Below are 24,414 nucleotides of genomic sequence, written 5' to 3'. Positions count from 1 at the left end.
CCTTACATGTAATATACCATTATTTTTGAAAATTATGCAAAAATTTAAAATTTTACAAAAATATAACAAATAGATTTATTCTTTATATAATTCAATAATTTTTACAGAAAAAAAGAACACAAATGATAAATTCATTCGTGTTCATATTAATTACTTTTTCGATAATTTACGAAATCACTTCAATTTCTCCATTTTTATATTTTACATGGGCGCCTTTTTGAATAGTGTCGTAATCTTTTTTTGTAACTACTAATACATGGTCTTTGTTATCTTTACCTTTTATTGTAATCGTATATAGCTTTTCTTTCGGACGCATATTTTGTTTCAATATTTGCTGTTGTTTATGCATGCTCATACTATGATTATTCATAACAATCCAGTAAAACAGTGAATTATTAAAATACATAGCAGCACGACGTTGCTCTTGATACGAACCGCCCGCACTATATATAGCATGTGGCCTTGCAAGTGAGCTTGATTTACTCAACAAGGAATTTGCTCGCTGTGATGATAAACTTCTAGCATTGTTCATACTTGCTCTCACACTTGTACGTGCTGCACTTGAATTCATACTACTTCTAGCACCTGAAGCTGATGTACTACTCGAAGCACTACTTGAAGAAGATGTACTCGCTCCACTACTTGTTCCAATCGCTTCTGTTATTGGTGAAAGTAAAATACTCATAGAGACTAAAGTAATCAATATTAAACTAAGTCGTTTAATCATGGCTATCTACTTCGCCTTTGTCTTTAACTTCACCTTCTATTTCTTTATTATCATATGTCATATAGGGTGTTCTATAAACATGGTATTTCTTTCCATCTTTAACGACATAAGGAGATTTGTTTTTGCCTTTTAAAATATGTTCATAAACTTTATCGCCTGCCGCCGTATATGTATGTGTTTTGCCATTATTATCCTTATATGCCATTTCAACTCTAGGATAATCTTCATCACCATTTGCTAGCTGTTCAAAATAAACAAGCTCATGCTTATTTTTATCCAGTGCCTCTTTTTTAGGTGTTTTCTCTTCCCCATCTTCACATCCAGCAAGTGCGAATGCGCCTATCAAAACTAATGCAACTATTCTTTTTAATTTCATTTTATTCCTCCTTCTATATAACATTGTACCAAACTTTTATTTTAAAAAAGTTAATAAATAAGAATCTTATTTATAAAATTAATATAGCGTTCTTTATTTTATGTTTGCCATTAAAACAATTGTATATTTTAAAAAAGCGTCTAGGATATCATCGCTATGATTTCTTCCTAAACGCTTTCTATATTCATGTTTACTATTTAACGTAATGCGCTCATATATTTCGAGCCTATGCTTTTATATTTTTCGGAATGATTATTTGAGTCAATATTACGCCTAAGATCATAATACTCATCATTATTAAAAATGTGCATGTTGCAGCAATGCTTATATTGTATGAACTTTGTAATATCGCAAAGACAGTCGTACTGAGTGCGATACCAAAGGCACTACCAAGTGTTGCAAACATTTTATAAATGCCTGAAGCAAGTCCTACTTTTTCATCAGGTATGGTCAATATCGCAATCGTTAATCCTGGCGTAGCACATAAGCCATTTCCTATCGCACAAATAACAAAGCCAAATACTGCAGCTGCTACATACCAATGTGATGGTAATATCGTTAAACTAATAAATATAATCCCTATTGCTGGAAATAGTGGCCCCATAAGTAACATGGGTTTCCCTCCATAACGTAATGATAACCTTTCTCCTAAACGAACCATTAATATAGCCATAATGACATACGGCACGGTTACTAATCCTGTTTGAAATGCATTTAGCCCCACTTTTGTTTGTGCGTATATATTAAATACCGTCATCGTACCCATACCAGAATTTAATACCGCATTACTCATCGATGAACCTACAAAACCTCGATGCTGAAATAAGGAAAAATCGATAAATGGCGTATTTTTATGTCGTTCATATATAATAAATGAAACAGTCGCTATGATGAACACAAGCAAACATAAAATAGAAAATAAACTAAGCCAACCTTGTTCAAATCCTTGCGTCGCAAATAAAGTGATACTACCTATGAGCAATGCAAAAAGGAACATCCCCATATAATCAAACGGTCTTTTATCAATAATTTCTTTTGCTTCTTCTTTCGTTCCTAATAAAAGAATAAAGGCGATGATGGCTACAATTATTGAAACTATAAAGTTAGCTTGCCAATTGATATACGTCGCTATAAGACCACCTATGACAGACGCAAACCCTACGCCACCCACACTGCCAATCATTAAATAACTAAAAGCTCGGCGCAACGCCTTTCCTTTAAATTGATCATTTAATACCCCTACGGTTGCTGGTAATAATATTGCTGCAGATAAACCTTGAAAGATTCGACCTACGATTAATAATGCAGTAACACTAGATATGATAATCAACAATGATCCAATAATACTTAAAATGATACCTATATAAGTCATTCTTAATTTACCTATTTTATCTGACACATCTCCTGCACCAACCATAAATAGACCTGTTGCAAAAGAGGTAAGACTCACAGATAAGTTAACTATACCAGTTGTAGTTTGGTATGTTTGTTGAACTTGAGTCGATATATTAATAAACGATTGGGCAAAAAGCCAATACGTTAATATACTTAATACTATAGCTAAAATCAATTTATTTTCTGAATGTTGCTTCGTACTCATGGTGTATAACGCCTCCTAATCTATATTGGCGCATAATTTAACATATATGATACGGCTCGGTATCACTATTATTGCGTAGACTTTTACCACACATCTTGTCAACGTAAGAATAGATACTTAATAGAGTGATAGGCTTAACAATTAAAATATTGCTTATATCACCTTATCTTTCTTTACAAGCACGTAACTATTGGAAAAATACGCACTAGATAGATATTATCACATCAGCGATATTTTATAGTACTTGATTTTATAATTATTTAAAATAACATTAAAAAAATCACCTACTCAAATGTAAGTGATCGCTACATCGTAACTTATATAGATGAAAACAAGTTCGCATCGTATGGTTTATTTTCTAAGTAACTGATTTTGTTATCTTTATCTAGCTTAGCGATATCAATACCTTCTTGTGTATAGACACCCGTAGCATATCTTTTACCACAAATCGCCCATTTCGCTTCATAACTGCCATCATCTTTTTGATACCAGCCATTGCTCATATGTTTTAAATCTTCATTCATTTCAAATACTTTTTTCACAAAGTTAACCCATGCCTCTTTACCATGATACGCATGGCCATTAAGTACAAATGTTATATTTTCACTAAATAATGCAACCAAAGCATCAAAACTCGTTTCGCTATATCTTGCCTCATCAAATAATTTAAAATATGCATCTAATGTATCCATTTTTTCATCCTCCTTTACTAAAATACGATTCGCATTTATGTTCGATTATCATAACGTACTATACAAAGTGCATTAAATTAATAACGACAATAAAGTAATGATAGGTAGACCACCTTGTTTGAGCATAATACTTTTATCACTCGTTAGGCCTCCATAAATTGCTACTATTATAATATAAATTAAAAGTAAAGCCACCATCTCTTTAGGATGACTCGCAAAGGTAACACCATATAACAATAATAATCCAATCACACCATTATATACGCCTTGATTTTTTAATAAGACGTTAACATTTTCATCTTTTAATTTTTCCTCACTAATATTAAACACCTTGCTTGTTCTTTTAGAATGTGTCGCAATGGTCTCTAAATACATAATAAAGAAGAATTCAATTGCCACTAATACTGTTAATATAATAGAAATAACACTCACTTTAGACTCCCCTTTATAATTACACTTGTTTTACATATTTTACTGCACTTTCCCTATACCTGCCAGTAGGTTGAATCGTAATATGCTAACAAACATTATAAAGCAGTTTATCTTCTATAATTTAATCCAAAACACATCTTTTCATTGCTTTAGCTACCTTGTTATTTAAGTCATCTTCAGAACTTTCCAGCGCCTCAATGATATTACTTTTATCTTGGTCACTACGTTTTTGACTTAATTTATAAGCAGCGTTAATTTCTAAAACTTTTATTTGAAAGCCAACAATACCTTGAATTTGTTTTCGTGTCTTCTCTGACATATTACCCCAAGTCATCCCATTAGAACGATGCTTCTCGTATTTATCTAATAGTAATGATAGATCATGCTTTAATGCTTGCTCGGTTAAAATTTTGCCTCTACCATACACATGAACACTTTGATAATTCCATGTAGGGACGTCTTCTTCTTCATACCACGTAGCGGAAATATAACTATGTGGACCTTGGAATATGACTAATATTTGATCTGCTTGCTCTATGGTTTTCCACTGTGTATTAGATTTTGCAAAATGGCCTGAAATATAAATAGATTCCTCGTCCTCAGTTATATTAATAGGCACATGTGTTGCTAATGGCTTACCATTATCTGTAGAGACGACAGTTACAAACTGGTGTTGCATCATAAACCTTTTAATTTCTTGTATATCATTTTCTTTATAATGGTTTGGTATGTACATACTTTTCCCCCTTAATGACTTGATCATGATATTTATCTTCTTTAATAAATTCTCTTGTTTCCTTTTTTAACGTATGACCAATCATTAGAAATATTCTCTTTAACCCTTTTTAGCATATCCGTTAGCGCTTTAATTTCTTCTTCAGAAAAATCTTTTAACGCAACTGCATTAGAATATTCATTTTCTCTTATAATGAATGGATATAACGTTTCTCCTTTGTCTGTGGCAAACAGTAGTTTATTTTTTTTGTTATTTTCACCAGACTTTTTAATAATTAAACCGTTTTTTTCTAAGTTACTAATTGCTCTTGAAGCTGTGGCACGATCAATTTTCAACATTTCAACTAACTGTTCTTGTATGATGCCTGGATTTTCATAGATTCTAACCAAATAAACAAACTGTCCTTTAGCTAAATCTATTTCTTTAAATTCAATATTACTTATAGAGTCTAATGCTCTAGAAATAACCCCAATATCTCTTAATATATCTTTCATCAACACACTCCTTTTATTGCATTTGCAATATATAACCACTATAACATATTACTCATTTACCCACTTAATAAATCTATAAAAAAGCACCCATCTATGTGATAGGTGCTTAAAATGATACTATTTTATCTTTTTTTAAAGCTACTTTTTAAAATGTAAAACAAATAATAAATGATTCCTATAATGAACCAGAGCATCGTATAGAATTTCGCTTGTCCACTTAATCCCCAAAACACTGCAAATACACATATAAATATGATTATTGGCATAACTGGATATAATGGCAATTTAAAAGCCGGTTTCGGTAAATCTTTACCTTCTCTACGACGTAAAGCATATAGACCAATAGTAACAAACATAAATGCTACAAGTGTACCTGCAGAAATCAGTTGCGCTAAGAAGCCAAAAGGAAATACAGAACCTACTATAACAGCTACTATTGTCAATATAAATAAAGCACGGTTTGGTAAGTTCTTCTTGTTTAATTTACCTAACCAAGAAGGTAAAATACCGTCACGCCCAAATGAATACAATAAGCGTGATCCTGCAAGCATCATACCAATTAAAGCAGTAAACATACCAATAACTGAAACAGCCTGAACAATGACAGCAACAGTTTCATGACCACTCGTACGTAATGCCCAGCCCACGGGCTCTGCATTATCTTTATATGCTGTATAATCAAACATACCTACTAATACAAGAGAAACTGCTACAAATAACCCTACAGCAATACCCAATGAACCTAAAATTCCTAATGGCATTGTTTTTTGTGGATTAATTGCTTCTCCTGAATTAGCAGCAATAGAATCAAATCCAATATAGGCAATAAATATTACAGAACTACCTGCGTATATACCTTGCCAGCCGCCAAATGATCCAGCAGCTGTAGCTTTATATTCAGGAATAAATGGTACATAGTGCCCAATATTGATGACACTTATGCCTACTATTATAAAGAGAAAAATTGCTAATACTTTTAATACTACTAAAGTATTTTGAACACGTGCTGTTTCTGAAGCGCCCCTAGCTAATAACAAAGCCGTAATAACTACAACGATAGCTGCAATCACATCAATCATGCCACCATTAGTACCTAAAGAGTTCGACAGTGCATTCGGTAATGAAACATCGAAGGGCTTTAATAATCCTTGTAAATTTGCTGAGAATCCTGATGCCACGAAAGACACTGCAATCATATATTCTGCAATAAGTGCCCATCCTACAATCCATCCAAAAAACTCACCAAACAATATGCTAATCCATGTATATGCAGATCCTGCAAATGGCATTACTGAAGCCATTTCAGCATAGACAAATGCTACAAGTGCGGCAACAATTGCTGAAACTAAAAACGACAAACTCACAGAAGGTCCCGTATGATCCGCTGCAACAACGCCTGGCAAAGTAAAAATTGCTGTCGAAACAATGGTTCCGACACCTAAAGCTAAAAAGTCCCTAACTCGTAGTGTACGTTCTAAATGCGCATCTTTATTTTGATAACGCGATACTTCTTCTTTTCGAAATATTCTACTCATTATATTCATTTCGTATTACTCCTTGTGTATTAAAAACAAACATGTTTTTAAGTATAATCATTTTTAAATATAATGTACATATTAGTTTGAATTAACTTCTAAATTATACTTATGCTTCCCAAGCTCAAATACCTATATAAATTTTTAATGATTACTTGCTATTTCCTATGATAACGGTTGGTGAGTGATCATATTTATCATGCAAAACAAAAAATATATTTATACTTTCTTAGGTACTTAAAAGTGCGTACTTTCATTTCCTTTCTATAATGCTTACAATAGTGAATATAAAATTTATTTAGATGCACGTACATCTATCTAATACAAAGGAGTGTAATTATGCAAAATATCAAATTTTATAATGGCAACACAATGCCACAATTAGGTTTAGGCGTATTTAGAGTCGAAAATGATGACACAGCTAAAGATGCAGTCAAACATGCAATCGTAAATGGTTATCGTAGTATCGATGCAGCATTGGTTTATGGCAACGAAGAAATGGTAGGTCTTGGCATTCAAGAAGGTATGGCGGAAGCTGGTATCCAAAGAGAAGATTTATTTATCACTTCTAAACTTTGGTTAGATCAATATGGTAAAGACAATGTAATCAAAGGTTACCAAACTTCTATTGATAACTTAGGCCTTGATTATTTAGACCTATATCTTATTCACTGGCCAGGTACAGATGAAGCATTAACTATCGATACTTGGAAAGGTATGGAAGCACTATATGAAGCTGGTAAAGTTAAAAATATTGGTGTAAGTAATTTCAACATCGAGCATTTAGAAGCGTTAAAAAATCAAACTTCTATTAAACCAGTGATTAACCAAGTTGAATTTCACCCTTACTTCACACAAGAATCATTAAGAAATTATTTAGCAACAACAGACATTCACATGGAATCTTGGTCTCCACTGATGAATGCTGAAATTTTAACTGATGAAACAATTAATGCTATTGCTGAAGAAGTTGGAAAATCAGCTGCACAAGTAGTCATTAGATGGAATATTGAACATGGTGTCGTAACAATTCCAAAATCTGTAACACCACATAGAATAGAAGAAAATATAAATGTATTTGATTTTTCATTAACTGAAGAACAGATTGCACGCATCGATGCCTTGAACCAAAATAAACGCATCGGACCTAATCCATTAGAATTTAATGGCTAATTTTCAATATCTAATTAAGGCATATCAGTTTTATCAAAACTGATATGCCTTTTATTTATGATTACTTTATTTTATTAAATGGTACTTAATTTCTTTTCTTATATAATCTAAAGAGTAAGGATCATTAAACCAATACGTCTCTGCTTTAACGTTGATTACATGATTATTTTTAACAGCGGGGATATTTTTCCAAATATTATTCTTTTCAAATTCAGGTTTAGATTTCCCCTCACTCATTGTAATAATATAGTCTCCCGAGTATTGAGGTAATTTTTCTTGAGATAATTCTTTCCATCCATCTTTTTTAACAACTTTCTCTAAAGCATTGGGCATTTTCAGATTAAAAGCTTGATAAACCACTTCACCTCCGCGCCCCCAAGATTTACCAAATGCATAAATTGTTTTACTAAAATCATCAAAAATAGAAATCGTTGCGTTTTCACCAATTTGTTGTTTGATTTCTTTAGAATCTTTTGAGGTTTGATCTTTCCATTCCTTCACCCATTGTCTCGATTTTTCTTCTTTTCCAATCATTTTCCCTAATTCAATTTGTGTATCTAAATAATCTTTTTTTCCATACTCAATGGGGATTGTAGATGCTATTTTTTGATACTTTTTAATATTTTTATCTGTAGTATCTACAATAATTAAGTCAGGTTTGAGCTTTGCAACCTTTTCTACATCATTTTCACTGAATTTCTCGGTGTTTTTAAATTTATCTTTAAGTACTTTACTCTTATCAATATCTTTAGTCACGCCCACAATGTTCCCGCCTAAATATTTCAATCCACCAGCATATGTATTTGCTATGACTGCAATGCGTTTAGGTTTTTTAGGTATGTCTATTTTTTTACCACTATCTAATTCATAACTCCTTGTATCTTCACTTTTCTCTGCCTCACTCTGGTGGCTACAAGAAGCTAATAATAATGTTACTAAAATAATAAAAGCTATAAATTTTTTCATAAATATTCCCCTTCGAATTTTGAAAATGATTATCAATATCATTTATATTTTATTCTTTTTATTATTAATCAGCAATAGCTTTTAATAAATTCATCAATTTAAAGCTCACGCTCTCATTATTGAAGTCGACTAATACCTGTATTAATTTCTTTCTTATGTTAATCATGTCCCCAATCAACAACTTTACAACCTAAAAAAGCTGTTACTAAAGTCCTTGGTTTACTTTAGTAACAGCCTATTGTTTGGGATAATATTTATAACACAGATACTTTCTGTCTAATTGCTATTGATTTTCATGATTCCATGCGATGTAACACTTCTAACTGGATTGCTTTTAAAGCTTCACTATAGTCCTTATTCGTACTTTCTTGGGCATTTACAGTCAATAAATCAATTAATCCGACATTAGTCATTTCTGTTAACTCATGTTCAAACTGATGTAAGTGTTCTTCTGATGTTTTCGCATTTTGCTTTTCAATTTGATAATATTGATCGGCTCCTAAACCGCCTTCTTCAATCATGACAGAGATACCACTTGAACGAGTTTCATTGAGTCGTTTGACTTTGATACGTTTATTATCACGAACAACCATTTGAATCCCTCCTAATTTATGCGCATTATACAAGACCTTACTGCTACTACATATAAAGCTTGGCTGTCATTAGTTTATGGATTGAAATTAAATGATCTGGATGACTTTGATTATATGTATCAAGATTCGATTAATAATTTTTTATTTATGATAATAAATCACAAGGATTGATATTGATTTAAGTGTAATATTACATATAGATAAATACAAGCTCTTTGCTCATTATTTTTCTAAATATTAAACCATAAACACTGAAATTCTACCTCTATAATAACTATGTAATCATGTTTGTAATTGTAGTCTCCCAAAGTAAAAAAAATTTACATTTCAATTCTAAATTATATTCTTTCAAAATCTAATTGCTATTAATATATTTTTTGATGCGTTATTTTTTCAAAATCAGTTAAAAGTTAATAAAAAATACTTTTGAATTAGAATTTTAAAATTAATAATGTAAATAAATGTTTTCTTTCTAATTTTTCATATTATATATTGTATTAATATGTTATTATAAACATCTGATAATTAGGAATTGTCAGTTATTAAATAGATATTTACACACAAAAACAATAATTAAACTAATTATTATTTTACTTCCTGAAAACACGATTAAATATAATATGAAACAATACAGTATATTCATAGCATTTTAAACAATAACCGAATGGAAGGATGACATGTAATGGGCAATAACGTTTTAGATATTAGTTCTTTAGATATGGACCATGTACTCGCAGGAGAGACGGACATTTATATTGTACCAATCGCTGCGCCCGCACTAAGAGAAGGATTTTCAAAAGGTAATGCCGTAGAGTGTTTTAAACAAATCTTATGTTCTTCTAAAATAGTACAGTCTTTTGATGTAACAATAGACCATAAAGATGAGAAAGAACCTTTCAAGATATTTGAAGATCATGAATATTGCATTACAGATTTAACTTCTTTACTCAATATAAAGGAAAATAAACGACTTGACTGTAATTTTGGACTTAGAGTTTACATACCTTCAGAAGATCAATTCAAGTTAAAAGTTATTAATAATAATATTTTAAAAGAAGCAAACATGCCTGATTTTGGTATTTCTGATATGAGTAAGGGCTTATCCTTAGATACTTTAGGACCACTTAAAGATGCAATTATTAAGCTGATTCAAGAAAGAGATAAAAAAGACGTTAATCAAAATACCGCTCTTACAAACAAACAAAAACATATTAAATCTATTAAAACAATTAATAATGGCGAAGACCTTTCCGATATTAAGCTATTAAAAGATAATTTATATAACACACTTAATTCCCTTATAGATAAAGTGTATTTAGATAATGAAGAGTTAGAATTCAGAAGTATCGTTGATAATAAAGACTATGATGAAAAAGTACTACCAACATATAAAAAACTTGAACAATTAACGCAAGATGATTTCAATCAAGCGAAAAATGACAAGTTATTTGTCTTACAAAAAAAGAGAGAAGATGTTATCAATAGTATCTTCAATCAACTCGTTACTGATTTATGGAGCAAAAGTATTGAAGCAGATAAAATGCGCAACTATAAATCTGTAGACTCAAAATACAATAAATACTATAAAGAAATAGAAAGTAAATTAGATGATGCATTAAGCGTTATTCCAAATAAAGTTAAAGAGCACACTCAAAAGTTAGAAAAGAGTTTTGAAGCAGATAAAAATGACCGTGCTGATAAAGCCCGTCGAGATATGATTGAAAGAATAGAACGAGAAGAACGACCACTTCTAAATAATCGTATTCGTGAATATGAAAAATCACTAACTGATAAAGCGAATAACGTATATCATAACCAGATTAAAGTATTAAATGCAGACGTGAAAAATAATTACGAATTGCATATTTCTAAAATCGTTGATGATATTATTCAACAGCATCAAGAAACAATTGACACGAAGAAATCAGAGCTTAAAAATATTATGGATCAAGATGCAGCAACCTTAATCCAAAAACGAACTGAAGATGTCGATAAACTAAGAAGTGAAATTAGTAAGCTAGAACAAGACTTAATTCACAACGAAAAAACCTTCAACGAACGCTTAGAACTAGCAGTCGATAAAAAAGTAAATGACTATGAATTAAAAGATTCACAAATGACAGATGAAATTAATTATCTAAGAGTCGAATTAGAAAAAGCCAAACGTGAAAACACTGATAAAAATGAATCTATACGTTCAAAAGAATTGGAACTACAAAATAATAGAACTCATTTAGACCGTTTAAATCAACAACTTGAACAGAGTAACCAAACGAGCTTAAGTATTTCTGCACGTGCGATGGAAATCAAACAACAAGCATTGAGTTTCGCTAACAATGAAACAAACCAATCAAATTTTAATCAAGTTGTCTCACCGCAAAATATTGATGTTGGCAACTTATTAGATGACGATGCTGATATGGCGAAACGTTATGAAAGACGCAAAAAGCCAACATTCTTTACTTGGTTAGGTGGCCTTTTCTTATGTGCAGTATTAGGTTCTGCCACTTTATTTGGTAGTCATGTTGCTAATGCACAAGACAGTCACGAAGATACACCTACGAGTGTTCAAAGTTCACACAAAGCAGAAACTCCAAAAGATAAATAACACTGTTTAGAAAACCTATTGTTAACAATATAGTGTATTCATATCGCACTAACTTAATAACTAAAATGCATATTAAATAAACAATATGGGAGTGGGAAACAATGAACCAAAAAAAATTAGACGAATTAAACCGTCTAGCAAAAGGTACGGAGAAAGAAAAAAAAATTGCTCTAACATTTGGCTATCAACCCATCATTGATCAATTGAAACAAGATGAAAATAAAGAAGTCTCAGATTTTGCACAAGCCATTGATGCCAACGAAGATTTAAAGTTACATAAAAATAATCTTCACTATAATCAACACAAAGAAGTGTTTAGGAACGATTTAAAACAAGCGACACGTTATATGTATGCAACTTTAATATTAATTGCAATCGCTGTAATATCAACGCTTATCGCTTCCATCATTTTCTTTGTAAATCCAACTAGTATGGTGTCACCATTTATTATTGTTACAGTCATCGCCTTAATCGGTTCTGTTGTGCTCGTAGTACTATCTAAACGTACTGAGCTATCTTATAACAGTAGCAAGCAATCGCTAGCTAAAGCTAAATACTTGCTTAGTATATCGCAATCTAATACCCAATCATTACAAGCACAGATTAATAACGACACTAAATAATAATCAATACAAAAGCCATCACTATATAATGTAGTGATGGCTTTTATATCCATTTATGATTGAAACATTTTAATTTTACACTATCAAACAACTACTTGCTTTAAGGCGGCAATCGATGCATCGACACCATCTTCTGCAGACATTGTTAAGTCTTCCATTTCTAACGACACAAAATCATCATAACCTACCATGCGTATTACTGAGAAAAAGGTCTTCCACCATTGTAAATCTTGACCATAACCCACAGCTACGTAATTCCAAGATCGGTTTTTAATATCTTCTATTTCTTTAGTTTCTAACACAGTATTAATATCAGCTAAACCTTTTTCAATGCGTACATCTTTACCGTGTACATGATGAATCGCACCTTCTAATGCACGTGCACATTGTATTGGATCTGCGCCCATCCAAAGTAAGTGACTTGGGTCTAAATTCATTCCAATGATTGGATCTACTGCGTTTCTTAATTTAAGTAACGTTTCAGCATTATACACTAATTGCATGCTGAAATTTTCCAATGCTATTTTCTCTACACCATGATTTTTTGCAATTCCAACTAAATTTTTCCAATATGGAATCGCTACTTCATTCCATTGATATTCAAGTGCATCTTTTAGTTGGGGCGGCCAACTCACTGTAGTCGTAATCCAATTTGGCATCTCATCATTCGGAGAAGCTGGTGGTAACCCGCTCATCATCACAATTTTTTTCACACCTAATCGTTCTGCTAACTCAAATGTTTGTTCAGTGATTTTTCTATGCTCATCACCTAATGTACCTGGATCTAACGGATTACCCGAACAATTTAACGCTACCACTTGAACATGATACTTCGATAATAAATCTTTAAGTGCACTTAATTCTCTCTTATCATTTAATAAGTTCTCTATATTCAAATGTGGTGCTGGAGACCACCCTCCAGTAGCCAGTTCAATATGATAAATATCTTGTTGTGTTATTTTCTGCAGTACTTCCTCAAGTGACAAATGTGCGAGACTATCTGTAACATATGATAAATTCATATAACCATCCTTATTCTATTTATAGAGTTCTGGTTTGCTTTCAAATTTAATATCAACAATTTTACCGCTATCTCTTGCTTCTGAACATGCATTTGTTGTAACTGACGCCATGTAACCATCCCAAGCTGAAGGTCCTGTAATATGATCTTGTTTTACGCCATCTATCCATAGCTGTAATTCTCTATCATAAGCTGAAATGAATCTTTCTTTCCAATCACTTGGGACACGTGTAGAATCTTTTCGCTCTGTTTTAACACTGTAGTATGTTGGATTCGTCAATCCAATTTCACCTTGCTCACACACTACTTTACAATTAATATCATAGCCAAATTGACAGTTTACAAATACTTCCAAATCAATCACAGTACCTGATTCTGTTTCTAATAAAATTAATTGTGGATCGTGTAAATCTGGATGTGTACGTGTCGTTTGTTTTTTAGGTAAACGTACTTCGGCAGTGACAAAATCTTCTTCTAACAACCATCTCAAAGCATCTACTTCATGAACCGCAGTATTTTCAACTGCCATTGGTGTATTATAACTCTCATCAACAGATTCATTTCTATGTGTGCAATGTACGAGCAACGTTTCTCCTAGAGATCCCGTTTGTAATTCGCGCTTAATTTCTTCATAACCTCTATCATATCTACGCATAAATCCTACTTGTACAAAACGTTTATTTTTTTCTACTTCTGCATTTACGATATTTGTACACCCTGATGACTCAAGCGCTAAGGGCTTTTCACAAAATACATGCTTATTATGTTTAATCGTTTCAAGCACATAACCTTCATGTGTTGGATCCCATGATGTAACAAGTACTGCATCAACATCTTCTGATGCAATTAAATCTTCTGCATTTTCAAAAAATGTTGCATTGATTTCTTTCGCATATGCGGTGGCAACATCTTTATTGATGTCACTAATTGCCGTAATATTTGCTCCATTTACACGTTCGTTTATACGTTCAACATGATCTCTACCCATAGCGCCTATACCAATTACACCTATTTTCAATTCCATAACTATTTCATCTCCAGTCATTTATCTTTGAGTAAATACTTTATTTTGTTGATTTGCACCACATATATTGATAATTCTTTCAGCCGTTTTTTCTATAGCTCCAATACTGGGTTTTAAAATTTTCTGTGGATTAAATAATTCTTCCGATTCATTTAAAGTGTCTCTTAATTGATTGCTCCAAGAGATATTAATTTCTGTATTGAAATTAATCTTTGCATGACCTAATTCTATTGCATGTTGCAAGTCTGAATTTGATATACCAGATGCTCCATGTAGCACCAGTGGGATGTCTATTTTCTGACCTAGAATTGCCATTTCTTCAAATCCTAGATTAGGTTCTCCCTGATATTTACCATGTACAGAACCTAGTGCAGGTGCAAGTGTATCGATATTTGCTTGCTCAACTAGTGCAATACAGTCATCTATATCTGCATATCTCACTTGTCCAATTAAACCGTCTTCCTCACCACCAACTGCACCGACTTCCCCTTCAACTATGACACCTTTAGCGTGCGCATAATCTACTACTTCTTTAGTCAGTTTGATATTTTCTTCAATTGATAACTTTGAACCATCAAACATGACCGAATCGTAACCAGCATCTACAGCGCTTTTACAATTTTCTACTGTTAGTCCATGGTCTAGATGGATTGAGACAGGCACTGTAATCTGCATCGCTTTTATTTTATTTTTAATTGTTTGATAGATAAAATCATATCCACCTAAATATTCAATATTCTTATCTGTTGTACCAATAATAATAGGCGCATTTAATTTTTCAGCTGCGCTTAACACACCTTCAATCCATATCAGACCATTTATATTCATCTGTGGCACGGCAAAACTTTGATCTTTTGCGTAATGAATCATATGATTTTCCAAAAAATTCCCCCTCTTAGGAAATGTATTTTTCTTCACGATTCTGTTGAATGTTATTTAAATAGTCTTTTGCTTTTTTGGCATATATAAATGGATTAGCTTTTTCAGGATCTTGTTCGGCTTCCACTACAATCCATCCTTGATAGTTATCATTTTCTATTGCCTTTAGAATGGGTGCAAAATCTATGTAGCCATCACCTGGAACTGTAAATATGCCTTTTTTAATACTTGTTAAAAAGCTATCATTTTGTAACTTTGCCTCTTGTGCTATATGCTTCCTAATATCTTTAAAGTGGATATGATGAATTCTGTTTTTATATTTATTAAAAATATCTATCGCCGTTTCACCAGATAGTGCCAAGTGTCCTGTATCATAAAGTAACGACACCTTATTTTCATCTGTATTATCCATTAACCTCTGTATCTCTATATCTGTTTGGACCCCCGTCCCCATGTGGGGATGATAAACAAGTGTCATATCCTTTTCATTCGCTAGTGTCCCTAATTTTTCTAAACCTTCGAGTAATTTATGCCATTCGTCATTTGTGAAATCAGGTTTATCTGTAAATATAGATTTATGCAAATCCTTTTGAATGCTGTTACCTTGTTCACATACAACAATGACTTTTGCACCTACTTCATATAAAAAATCTCTATGTTGAATAAAGGCCGCTTCCGTCACTTCAAATTTTTCTGTCGTTAGAAATAAGCTTAGCCATGCACTGGCTACATTCAATCCTCTTGGCTCTAAGTATTCACGTAATACCGAAGGATTTTTAGGATATTTATTACCAATTTCAGTGCCTTCATATCCAGCTAAAGCCATTTCACTAATACATTGTTCAAACGTGTTTGCACTTCCTAATTCGGGTAAATCATCGTTCGTCCACGCGATAGGTGCACATCCATAACGTATATTTTGAATCATAAAATCATCCACCTTTTAGAAATCGCTTACATTTTATCGAAAATTTTTAACTCTCATGCTCACTAATATAGTTTTCTAAAGTCTCACTTGTTGGCATAGCTTCTGATGAGCTGTGGCTACTTACGACAATAGCTGCAGAAGCAGCGCCATATTTCAATGCTTCATCAATAGATTTACCTTTTACTAGCGCGTATAAAAACGCGGCTGCATAGGAATCACCTGCACCAAATGTTTTAATCACTTTTGCTTTGAATGCTTTCCCTTCAAAATATTCACCTGTTTTAGTGTAGGCTTTTGAACCTTGAACGCCATGTTTGATAACGACAAGCTCAGGATGATTTTCAAATAATGTTTCGCCAATTTCTTGATCGGTTTTATCTTGATAACTTTGAATCATATCGTATTCATCTCTTGTACCAATAACAATATCGGCTTGTTGCGCGACCAATTCATAATAAATCGAAGTCTCTTCAAAAGTCTTCCATGTGTATGGTCTATAGTCAATTTCAAACACAACTTTAACAGCATTCGCATTAGCAATTGCTAATGCCTTTAACACAGCTTCTCTTGATGGGGATTGGGCTAATGCAGTACCTGATATTAATAGATATTCACTTTCTTTAATATAAGTTTCTGATACATGCTCCGGTTCCAAGTATAAATCTGATGCTTCTTCTCGATACATTAAAATATTAGATTCTGAAGGACTTTTAATTTCTGTAAATGTTAGACCTGTTTTATGGCCATTTTCATCGATATGAATTTGTGAAGTATCTACACCTAGTTTATCGAGATAGCTCGTAATATAACGTCCATGTTGATCGTCTGATACGTTTGCTATAAGGCCTACATTTAACCCTAATTTAGAAGCTCCAATACTAATATTGACTGGTGAGCCACCTACATACTTGCGAAATGTTTCAGTTTCTTCCATTGGTCTATTTATTTCTACAGCATTCAAATCAATTGCAGCACGTCCGATAGCTACGATATCTTTTTTAGTTGTCATGCCTCTCCCTACTTTCTATCAATAATCCATTCATGGTCTTTTTGATTGTTAAATTTCCATACTTTTTTAGGTCCAGCCATTATATTTAAGTAATATCCATTATATCCATCTGGTACAGCTACTGGATGATAACCTTTAGGCACTATGACAACATCTCCATTCTGCGCAGTCATTGTCTCGTCTAATGAAAGATCATCCGTATAAACACGTTGGAACACAAATCCTTTCTCTGGGTTCATTTCATGATAATAAATTTCCTCAAGAAACGATTCATCCGGCAAGTTGTCCTCGTCGTGCTTATGTGGTGGATAACTTGACCAGTTACCTTGATCTGTATAAACTTCGACAACCAATAATTTTTCACTGGCCGTGTGCGTATCTGGTAAGATATTGTGGACATGACGTTGGTTAGCATACTTACCTCTATCTTCAACACCGTTGCTACTGGCTGGAATAAGTTCTGTTGGTCTACCTTCATCACACGGTGCATAACAAATAATAATCCTAGCATCTTTAACTGCTGATATTTGAATATGATGGTCCTTTGAAATATAAATACTATCTGTAGGGATTTTTTCAAATACTGAGTCTCTTGTTCCTAAATCTTTGTAAATATTTTTTCCATCAGATACATCAATTTTTCCAGTCAACGCAACAATACAAATTTCAAATCCTTGAGTCATTTCTTCGTAAACACCTGATGCTTGAATGTCTAAAATTTTAATCCCCGTATATTTTAAGTTAACGTCTTCTGGTTTAAAGTCTTGTATGATTTGTACAGCATCATTTAAAGGATGCTGTACAGGTTTTTTCAATAATTGAGCCATATTTATATCCACTCCTTAATATTGAGGTTCTCCATGACGTGCTGTCACAACTTTACGATGCGTGTAAAAATCGATACTATCTTTACCATTGGCATGTAGTGAACCGAAGAATGATGATTTCCATCCAGAGAATGGAAAGACAGCCATAGGTGCTGGAACGCCTAAATTGATACCTAACATACCTGCATCAATATTTTCTCTAAAATGTCTAATTGATGAAGCGCTATCTGTAAACAAACATGCACCGTTAGCAAATTCTGATTGGTTTGCTAATGCAATACCTTCTTTTAAGTCTGTTACTTTCACAAGTGATAATACGGGTGCAAAGATTTCATCTTGCCATAACTTCATATCCGTAGTTACGTCTTCAAATATAGTCGGTTTTACAAAGTATCCCTCGTCTTTGTTACCTTCTCTACCGTCTAGGACAAGTGTGGCACCTTCTTCAACGCCTTGATCAACATAACTTAATGTACGCGCTTTATTTTCTTCTCTAATTACAGGACCAAGGAACACATTATCTTCCAATCCATTGCCTATAACAATATCTTTGGCTGCATTCACTAATTTTTCTTTGAACTCATCGTAAACATTTTCTTGCACTGCAACAACAGCTGCAGCCATGCAACGTTCTCCTGCTGATCCAAAAGCCGCACCAATGACATCCTTAACAGCTGAATCAATATCTGCATCATTTAAAATGATAGTATGATTCTTAGCGCCTGTCAGACATTGTGCACGTTTTAGATTTTCAGTCGCTTTTTTATATACATATTCACCTACTGGTTTAGATCCTACAAAAGAAACTGCTTTAATATATTCATTTTCTACAATGCCATTTACAACATCATGTGCGCCATGTACTACGTTGAATACACCTTTTGGAAAACCTGCTTCTTCTACGAATTCAGCTAATTTGTTAACAAGTAATGGTGTTTTTTCAGAAGGTTTCATTACAAATGTATTTCCTAAAGAAATAGCCATTGGGAACATCCAACAAGGTACCATCATTGGGAAATTAAATGGTGTAATACCTCCCACGACACCTACTGGATATTTATAACTCGTTCCTTCAATGTTTGTTGCAATGCTTGATAAGGAATCTCCCATCATTAATGATGGTGTACCAGCTGCAAATTCAACATTCTCAATACCTCTTTGTACTTCTCCTAATGCTTCACCTATACTCTTACCATTTTCTTTAGTAATTATTTCTGCTAATTCTTCTTTATTATCGATTAAAATTTGTTGAAGTTTAAATAATATACGTGCACGTTTAGGTACAGCGACTTCCTTCCATTCTTGGAACGCATTATGTGCAATTTCCGCTGCATCATCTAATTCTGCTCTTGTAGATACAGGAACTTTTGCAATAACCTCTTTTGTCGCCGGGTTATAAACATCGATTGTTTCCTTCGAATCTGATTCAATCCATTCACCATTAATATAATTCTTCAAAACTTCTGCCATTATAATTCCTCCTATTGGAAAGCGCTTCCATTTTTTAGTATAATCTTGGTAACATATTGATTACTTATTGGTTATTTTATATAAATGGTTATTTTTTGTCAAATTTTTATCATTTTTTAATCAACTGTTGAGTAATATGAGAATGTTGTATATTATATAATTATCGGAGGTATAAATATGAAAACCAAAAGAATACATGCAATTGAATCTTACATTAACGAGAATAAAGCAGCATCAATCGACGAACTCAGCGACTATTTCAATGTCTCAATCAATACAATACGTCGTGACATAGCCGTTCTAGCTGATACAAATAAAGTGAAAAAAGTTTATGGTGGTGTGAAATCTATAGAAAGTTCAATTTCTCAGGCCGTTGACTACTCTAAAAGAAATATCGAACATTATGATGAAAAGATCCACATTGCTAAAGCTACTGCTAAACACATTCAAGCTAACGATGTCATCTATATTGATACCGGGACAACAACTGTGCATATCTTAGACTATGTTGATACAGATTTACCTTTCACAGTCATTTCTAATAGTCTAGATGTCATCAATAAAGCTGCTCTTTTCGAAAATGTTTCTTTACTTGTTATTGGTGAGAAGTATAAGTATAGAACACGTTCATTTATAGGTATTGAATCTAATACACTTATTGAAAAGCTCAATATCGATAAAGCTTTTATGGCTGCCACAGGTGTCGACATTCATAATGGATTAACAAATGCAGAACTAGAAGAAAATATCATCAAAAAACTTATCGTATCTCGTTCTAGACTTGTATATGCACTCGCAGATCATACAAAAATGGGCAAATCTACATTGTTAACATTCATGGAATGCGATGAACTTGATACATTAATCACAGATAAATTACCTTCTAAAGATTTTACTGCATACTTTAAATCTAAAAAGATAACGATTGAAACATAAAAATTCAGTAGCTTTGCTACTGAATTTTTGTTTTTACAATGTAAAATATGGTTGAACACTTTCTATCATGGTCTCTTTAGATTTTTTAATCACATCTTCCGCAGGCATCTGATAATATTCTGGGCGGAACAATTCTATAGATATATATTCACCCTGAAACGCCATATCTTTCAACGTAGATAATATACCTGGAATATCAATAACACCTAATCCAGGAAAGCATCTATCCTCGTCTGTTAAAATACCTATCGGATAGTCATCGACATCATTAATATGCAATAAAAATATATTATCAATATCTCCATTTTTTAAGTCATCTAAGCGTGAACCCATAGCATGAAAATGAAAGAAATCTAATACTATCCCTACATTGGGATCGTTAATCTCCTCAATAATGGCATGCGCTTGATTAAAAGTATTAACTGTAGCATATGGCGCACCAAGAAATTCTAGAGCGAGTTTAATATCATATTCTGCCGCCATCAAAGCCAATTGTTTCAACACGTTTACACAGCTTTTATGAATATCTGCTTTTAATATTTTTTCTTCAGTAACTAACGGAACTGCAACAATATATTGAGCACCTAAATATTCAGCAATTTCTAACCATTCTTTAAATGTATCTAAAACGACTTTATAATCCGCTTCATTTCTATTATTAAAAAATTGTAACGCATTTAAACTTAAAGGCTTAATCTGATGCGTATCAAAAAATTGTTTCATATCTTCTAAAGAATGTTCTTGTAAATATTCAGGGAGCTTATCCATCTGTATTTCAATAAAATCATAGCCATGCTTCTCGCATAATTCCAACTCTTGTTGTAAAGTAGCATTTTCTTTTGTAGTCGCAACATTATATCCTAACTTCATAAATCACCTCAACTATAATTATGGTATTAAAATAATTCTTTCTTTAATTTATTCAACATAAAAGTGGCTGATTCATCAGCTTTATCTACCCAAGCAAAGACTGAATTCGTAGCGATACCATCAAATTTCATTTCTTTTAATTTTCTAAATATCGTATCGAAATCTACTTCACCTTCACCAATATTAAGGTGCTGATGTACGGTCACTTCAGCATCAGGCGGATTCACAATATAACGTAAACCATTCGCAACAGTGTGATTTAATGTATCAGAGAATAGCACATGCTGTAATTTATCCCCTGCATCATCAAACATTGTGGCTATATCACCTGTACCGTCGTCATGAAAGAATGTATGTGAAGTAGAATACACTAAATTTATCCACTCTTTATTTAATCCTCTAATCATTCTTAAGGCTTCATCATTACGCTCAATAAAATCATAAGGATGTGCTTGTAAATTTAAATTTATTCCTTCTTTTTCAAATATTGGTAATAGCTCATCCATAGATTTAATAAATTTTTCCTCACAAATCTGAGGTTCATATTTATTTCCATTAAATTCTGTATTCATGACTTCTACATTTAAATCACTCGCTATCTCTATAGCACGTTTCCAATTACGGACTGCACCTTGACGTCTTTCTTCATCAGGACCCGACCAAGCCATCACTGGTAAGACCGATGATAATTGAACCCCCGCATCACTACACCATTTCTTAACGTTTTTAATCATACTATTATCAACTTTTGGGTATTTATAAAAAGGTATAAAATCTTCTCTAGGAGAAAGCTCAATATATTCATATCCTAAGCTTGCCGCTTTATCTATCACTTCTTTCATTGATAAGTCTGTGTACATTGCTGGATCTAATGCTAATTTCATATCATATTCTCCTCTATTAATTAGTATTGTTTAGCTTTCTTTAACTTTCCCACTTTCAAATCATGTGCAGCTTGTATGTCTTTCGAATTAGAAACTTCTGGTATACCTACATGCCACCAGCTCTCATAACCATCTGTCATTGTCTTAGGCAATACTTTTATTTCAATCAAAGTACTAATATCTTGTTGTTCTGCATCTTTAAGCGCTTCTTCTAATGCTTCTAATGAATACACTTTATATACTTTGGCACCATAACCTTCAGCTACTTTTGCGTAATCAATATTTAATATTTCATTGTCCGAAGTTCTAAATTCGGTGTGATAACTATTAACACCATTTTCCATCTGCAAATTATTAATACACCCATATCCCGAATTATCAAATAGCAATATATTCACTTTCTTCTTGTATTGCAGTGAGGTGATAAATTCAGAATGTAACATAAGGAAACTTCCATCTCCTACAAATGAATATACTTCGTTAGCCGGATCAGCTAATTTCACACCTAATGCACCAGAAATTTCATAACCCATACATGAATATCCATATTCAACCCCATATGTGTTTGGTTGTGTTGCATTCCACAGACGTTGCATGTCACCAGGAAGTGAACCTGCTGAGGTAATTACATTACTTTTAGGATTAACGACATCATTGATTTTCAACACGACTGAACTCTGAGTTAATTCGGTATTCAAAGCATCGGCATATTCATTTAATACTTCTTGGTTAAACTGATTTTTTATTTCTGGATCGAAATGATTTCTATCATATTTAATGGTACTTAAACGTTCCCGTTCTTTTTCCCATTCTTGCTTAGCATCAACAATTTCATGTTCATATTCAGTTTTATAATTATCTAGATGTTTTAATAACTGCTGAAGTGTGGCTTTCGCATCAGCAATAACTTGTATTGCATCTAACTTATATGCCTGCATTCTATTAATGTTTATATTCAAAAATTTCGTTTCCTCAAAGTTAAACGCAGTTTTTGACGATGTAGCAAAATCAGTATATCTAGTTCCAATACCTATGACTAAATCCGCTTTATAAGCAATTTTATTGGCAGCTAATGTTCCAGTAATACCCATGCCACCCAAGTTATTTTTAAATGTCGCCTCTACAGTGGATTTACCAGCTTGCGTCTCAACCAAAGGAATATTGTATTTTTCAGAAATTTCAATTAATTCATCGCGTGCACCAGCGTATTTTGCACCGCCACCTACAAGGATTACAGGTTTTTTGCTTTGTTTAATCGTTTCAGTCATTAATGCTATTTCTCGTTGAACCGGTTCCGGACGATCGATATAGTGTACACGTTTTTTAAAGAACGTAGCGTCAAAATCAAACGCTTCGCCTTGTACATCTTGAGAAATACAAACTGTTGCTGGTCCTGCTTGTGCTGGATTCGTCATAACTTCAAACGCCCTAATCAAGCTTGACATTAATTGTTCAGGACGTGTGACTCTGTCCCAATATCTAGAAACCGCCTTTAAAGCGTCATTTGTTGTGGTAGTTAAATTAGATTCATGTTCAACTTGTTGTAATACTGGATCCGGTTGTCTTGTAGCGAATGTATCACTTGGCAGCAATAATACAGGAATATTATTTGCAAGCGCCGTCCCTGCTGCCGCGGTTAAATTAGCCGATCCGGGACCGACCGATGTAGTCACTGCATAAATGTTACGTCTCAAACGTTGTTTACTAAAACCAATTGCTGCATGAGCCATACCTTGTTCATTTTTACCCTGAATAATATTTAAATGTCCTGGGTCTTCTTCTAATGCTTGCCCAATACCCATTACATTGCCATGGCCAAAAATGTCAAACACACCTTCAACAAAAGGCTTTTCTTCACCATCGATACATATATATTGTTGTTTCAAAAATTTAACCAAAGCTTGTCCAGTTGTTAATCTTAATTTCTCTTTCATATAATCATCCTTCCATAAATGAAGATAAAATGCCAAAACATAATCAACTTATTATCATAATATAATTGTTACCGCTT

At 33.0% G+C, this 24,414-nt stretch carries 24 protein-coding genes; 4 read left to right on the top strand and 20 right to left on the bottom strand.

Features of this window, described 5'->3' with window-relative positions:
* Positions 1-166 precede the first annotated feature (166 nt).
* The 8 genes from BK821_RS04215 to BK821_RS04180 form a co-directional block, all read right to left on the bottom strand.
* A complete protein-coding gene (locus BK821_RS04215; protein WP_141768360.1) occupies positions 167-685 on the bottom strand; it encodes a hypothetical protein in 519 nt (172 codons plus the stop codon).
* Positions 686-719: 34 nt separating this feature from the next.
* Positions 720-1,103: a hypothetical protein gene (locus BK821_RS04210; protein WP_046836974.1), complete on the bottom strand. Its 384-nt coding sequence runs from the start codon at positions 1,101-1,103 to the stop codon at positions 720-722.
* Between the two features lie 226 nt (positions 1,104-1,329).
* Positions 1,330-2,703, bottom strand: coding sequence for an MFS transporter (locus BK821_RS04205; protein WP_071331284.1), 1,374 nt, complete (start codon positions 2,701-2,703; stop codon positions 1,330-1,332).
* A 317-nt stretch (positions 2,704-3,020) separates the two neighbouring features.
* A complete protein-coding gene (locus BK821_RS04200; RefSeq protein WP_046836976.1) occupies positions 3,021-3,395 on the bottom strand; it encodes a nuclear transport factor 2 family protein in 375 nt (124 codons plus the stop codon).
* Between the two features lie 72 nt (positions 3,396-3,467).
* Complete coding sequence (locus tag BK821_RS04195; protein ID WP_046836977.1) at positions 3,468-3,827, bottom strand: DUF1304 domain-containing protein; 360 nt, start codon at positions 3,825-3,827, stop codon at positions 3,468-3,470.
* 121 nt (positions 3,828-3,948) lie between these two features.
* Positions 3,949-4,563 (bottom strand): FMN-binding negative transcriptional regulator, encoded by a 615-nt coding sequence (locus tag BK821_RS04190; protein ID WP_071331283.1) that lies wholly within the window; start codon positions 4,561-4,563, stop codon positions 3,949-3,951.
* 41 nt (positions 4,564-4,604) lie between these two features.
* Complete coding sequence (locus tag BK821_RS04185; RefSeq protein WP_046836979.1) at positions 4,605-5,057, bottom strand: MarR family winged helix-turn-helix transcriptional regulator; 453 nt, start codon at positions 5,055-5,057, stop codon at positions 4,605-4,607.
* Between the two features lie 122 nt (positions 5,058-5,179).
* Positions 5,180-6,601, bottom strand: a complete 1,422-nt coding sequence (locus BK821_RS04180; protein ID WP_046836980.1) for an APC family permease — start codon at positions 6,599-6,601, stop codon at positions 5,180-5,182.
* Between the two features lie 330 nt (positions 6,602-6,931).
* Between BK821_RS04180 and BK821_RS04175 the strand changes: the two genes are divergently transcribed.
* A complete protein-coding gene (locus tag BK821_RS04175) occupies positions 6,932-7,765 on the top strand; it encodes an aldo/keto reductase (protein WP_046836981.1) in 834 nt (277 codons plus the stop codon).
* Positions 7,766-7,831: 66 nt separating this feature from the next.
* On the opposite strand, the gene BK821_RS04170 is transcribed toward BK821_RS04175, so the two are convergent.
* Positions 7,832-8,731, bottom strand: coding sequence for an ABC transporter substrate-binding protein (locus tag BK821_RS04170; RefSeq protein WP_046836982.1), 900 nt, complete (start codon positions 8,729-8,731; stop codon positions 7,832-7,834).
* A gap of 293 nt (positions 8,732-9,024) precedes the next feature.
* Entirely contained in the window at positions 9,025-9,324 is a 300-nt protein-coding gene (locus BK821_RS04165) for a hypothetical protein (RefSeq protein WP_046836983.1), read from the bottom strand.
* Between the two features lie 682 nt (positions 9,325-10,006).
* Here BK821_RS04165 and BK821_RS04160 point away from each other — a divergent pair.
* Both BK821_RS04160 and BK821_RS04155 read left to right on the top strand, forming a co-directional pair.
* Positions 10,007-11,932 (top strand): hypothetical protein, encoded by a 1,926-nt coding sequence (locus BK821_RS04160; RefSeq protein WP_046836984.1) that lies wholly within the window; start codon positions 10,007-10,009, stop codon positions 11,930-11,932.
* Between the two features lie 101 nt (positions 11,933-12,033).
* Positions 12,034-12,555, top strand: a complete 522-nt coding sequence (locus BK821_RS04155) for a hypothetical protein (protein ID WP_046836985.1) — start codon at positions 12,034-12,036, stop codon at positions 12,553-12,555.
* Between the two features lie 83 nt (positions 12,556-12,638).
* On the opposite strand, the gene BK821_RS04150 is transcribed toward BK821_RS04155, so the two are convergent.
* From BK821_RS04150 to BK821_RS04120, 7 genes are read right to left on the bottom strand one after another with little or no spacing between them, the layout of a single operon-like run.
* Complete coding sequence (locus BK821_RS04150) at positions 12,639-13,577, bottom strand: sugar phosphate isomerase/epimerase family protein (protein WP_071331282.1); 939 nt, start codon at positions 13,575-13,577, stop codon at positions 12,639-12,641.
* Positions 13,578-13,592: 15 nt separating this feature from the next.
* Positions 13,593-14,600 carry a Gfo/Idh/MocA family protein gene (locus BK821_RS04145; protein WP_071331281.1) on the bottom strand — a complete coding sequence of 336 codons (1,008 nt, stop codon included), beginning with the start codon at positions 14,598-14,600 and terminating at the stop codon, positions 13,593-13,595.
* Positions 14,601-14,621: 21 nt separating this feature from the next.
* Positions 14,622-15,482, bottom strand: a complete 861-nt coding sequence (locus BK821_RS04140) for a ketose-bisphosphate aldolase (protein WP_256201616.1) — start codon at positions 15,480-15,482, stop codon at positions 14,622-14,624.
* A gap of 13 nt (positions 15,483-15,495) precedes the next feature.
* Complete coding sequence (iolE, locus tag BK821_RS04135) at positions 15,496-16,407, bottom strand: myo-inosose-2 dehydratase (RefSeq protein WP_046836988.1); 912 nt, start codon at positions 16,405-16,407, stop codon at positions 15,496-15,498.
* A gap of 46 nt (positions 16,408-16,453) precedes the next feature.
* Positions 16,454-17,416, bottom strand: coding sequence for a 5-dehydro-2-deoxygluconokinase (gene iolC / locus BK821_RS04130; RefSeq protein ID WP_071331280.1), 963 nt, complete (start codon positions 17,414-17,416; stop codon positions 16,454-16,456).
* A gap of 8 nt (positions 17,417-17,424) precedes the next feature.
* Positions 17,425-18,243, bottom strand: a complete 819-nt coding sequence (iolB, locus tag BK821_RS04125; protein WP_046836990.1) for a 5-deoxy-glucuronate isomerase — start codon at positions 18,241-18,243, stop codon at positions 17,425-17,427.
* A 15-nt stretch (positions 18,244-18,258) separates the two neighbouring features.
* Complete coding sequence (locus BK821_RS04120) at positions 18,259-19,713, bottom strand: CoA-acylating methylmalonate-semialdehyde dehydrogenase (RefSeq protein WP_046836991.1); 1,455 nt, start codon at positions 19,711-19,713, stop codon at positions 18,259-18,261.
* A gap of 177 nt (positions 19,714-19,890) precedes the next feature.
* Between BK821_RS04120 and BK821_RS04115 the strand changes: the two genes are divergently transcribed.
* Complete coding sequence (locus BK821_RS04115; RefSeq protein WP_046836992.1) at positions 19,891-20,649, top strand: DeoR/GlpR family DNA-binding transcription regulator; 759 nt, start codon at positions 19,891-19,893, stop codon at positions 20,647-20,649.
* 33 nt (positions 20,650-20,682) lie between these two features.
* Here the strand turns inward: BK821_RS04115 and BK821_RS04110 are convergent, their stop codons facing one another.
* The 3 genes from BK821_RS04110 to iolD are packed head-to-tail and all read right to left on the bottom strand — an operon-like array spanning position 20,683 to position 24,337.
* Positions 20,683-21,519 carry a sugar phosphate isomerase/epimerase family protein gene (locus BK821_RS04110; RefSeq protein WP_071331279.1) on the bottom strand — a complete coding sequence of 279 codons (837 nt, stop codon included), beginning with the start codon at positions 21,517-21,519 and terminating at the stop codon, positions 20,683-20,685.
* Positions 21,520-21,545: 26 nt separating this feature from the next.
* The gene (locus BK821_RS04105) at positions 21,546-22,403 is read right to left on the bottom strand and encodes a sugar phosphate isomerase/epimerase family protein (protein WP_046836994.1); all 858 of its coding nucleotides are present in this window, start codon (positions 22,401-22,403) and stop codon (positions 21,546-21,548) included.
* Between the two features lie 20 nt (positions 22,404-22,423).
* Positions 22,424-24,337, bottom strand: coding sequence for a 3D-(3,5/4)-trihydroxycyclohexane-1,2-dione acylhydrolase (decyclizing) (iolD, locus tag BK821_RS04100; protein ID WP_046836995.1), 1,914 nt, complete (start codon positions 24,335-24,337; stop codon positions 22,424-22,426).
* Positions 24,338-24,414 lie beyond the last annotated feature (77 nt).

The sequence above is a fragment of the Staphylococcus sp. LCT-H4 genome (genome assembly GCF_001866145.1).
Taxonomy (GTDB): domain Bacteria; phylum Bacillota; class Bacilli; order Staphylococcales; family Staphylococcaceae; genus Staphylococcus; species Staphylococcus succinus.
This window is presented reverse-complemented; position numbering and strand designations above follow the sequence as displayed.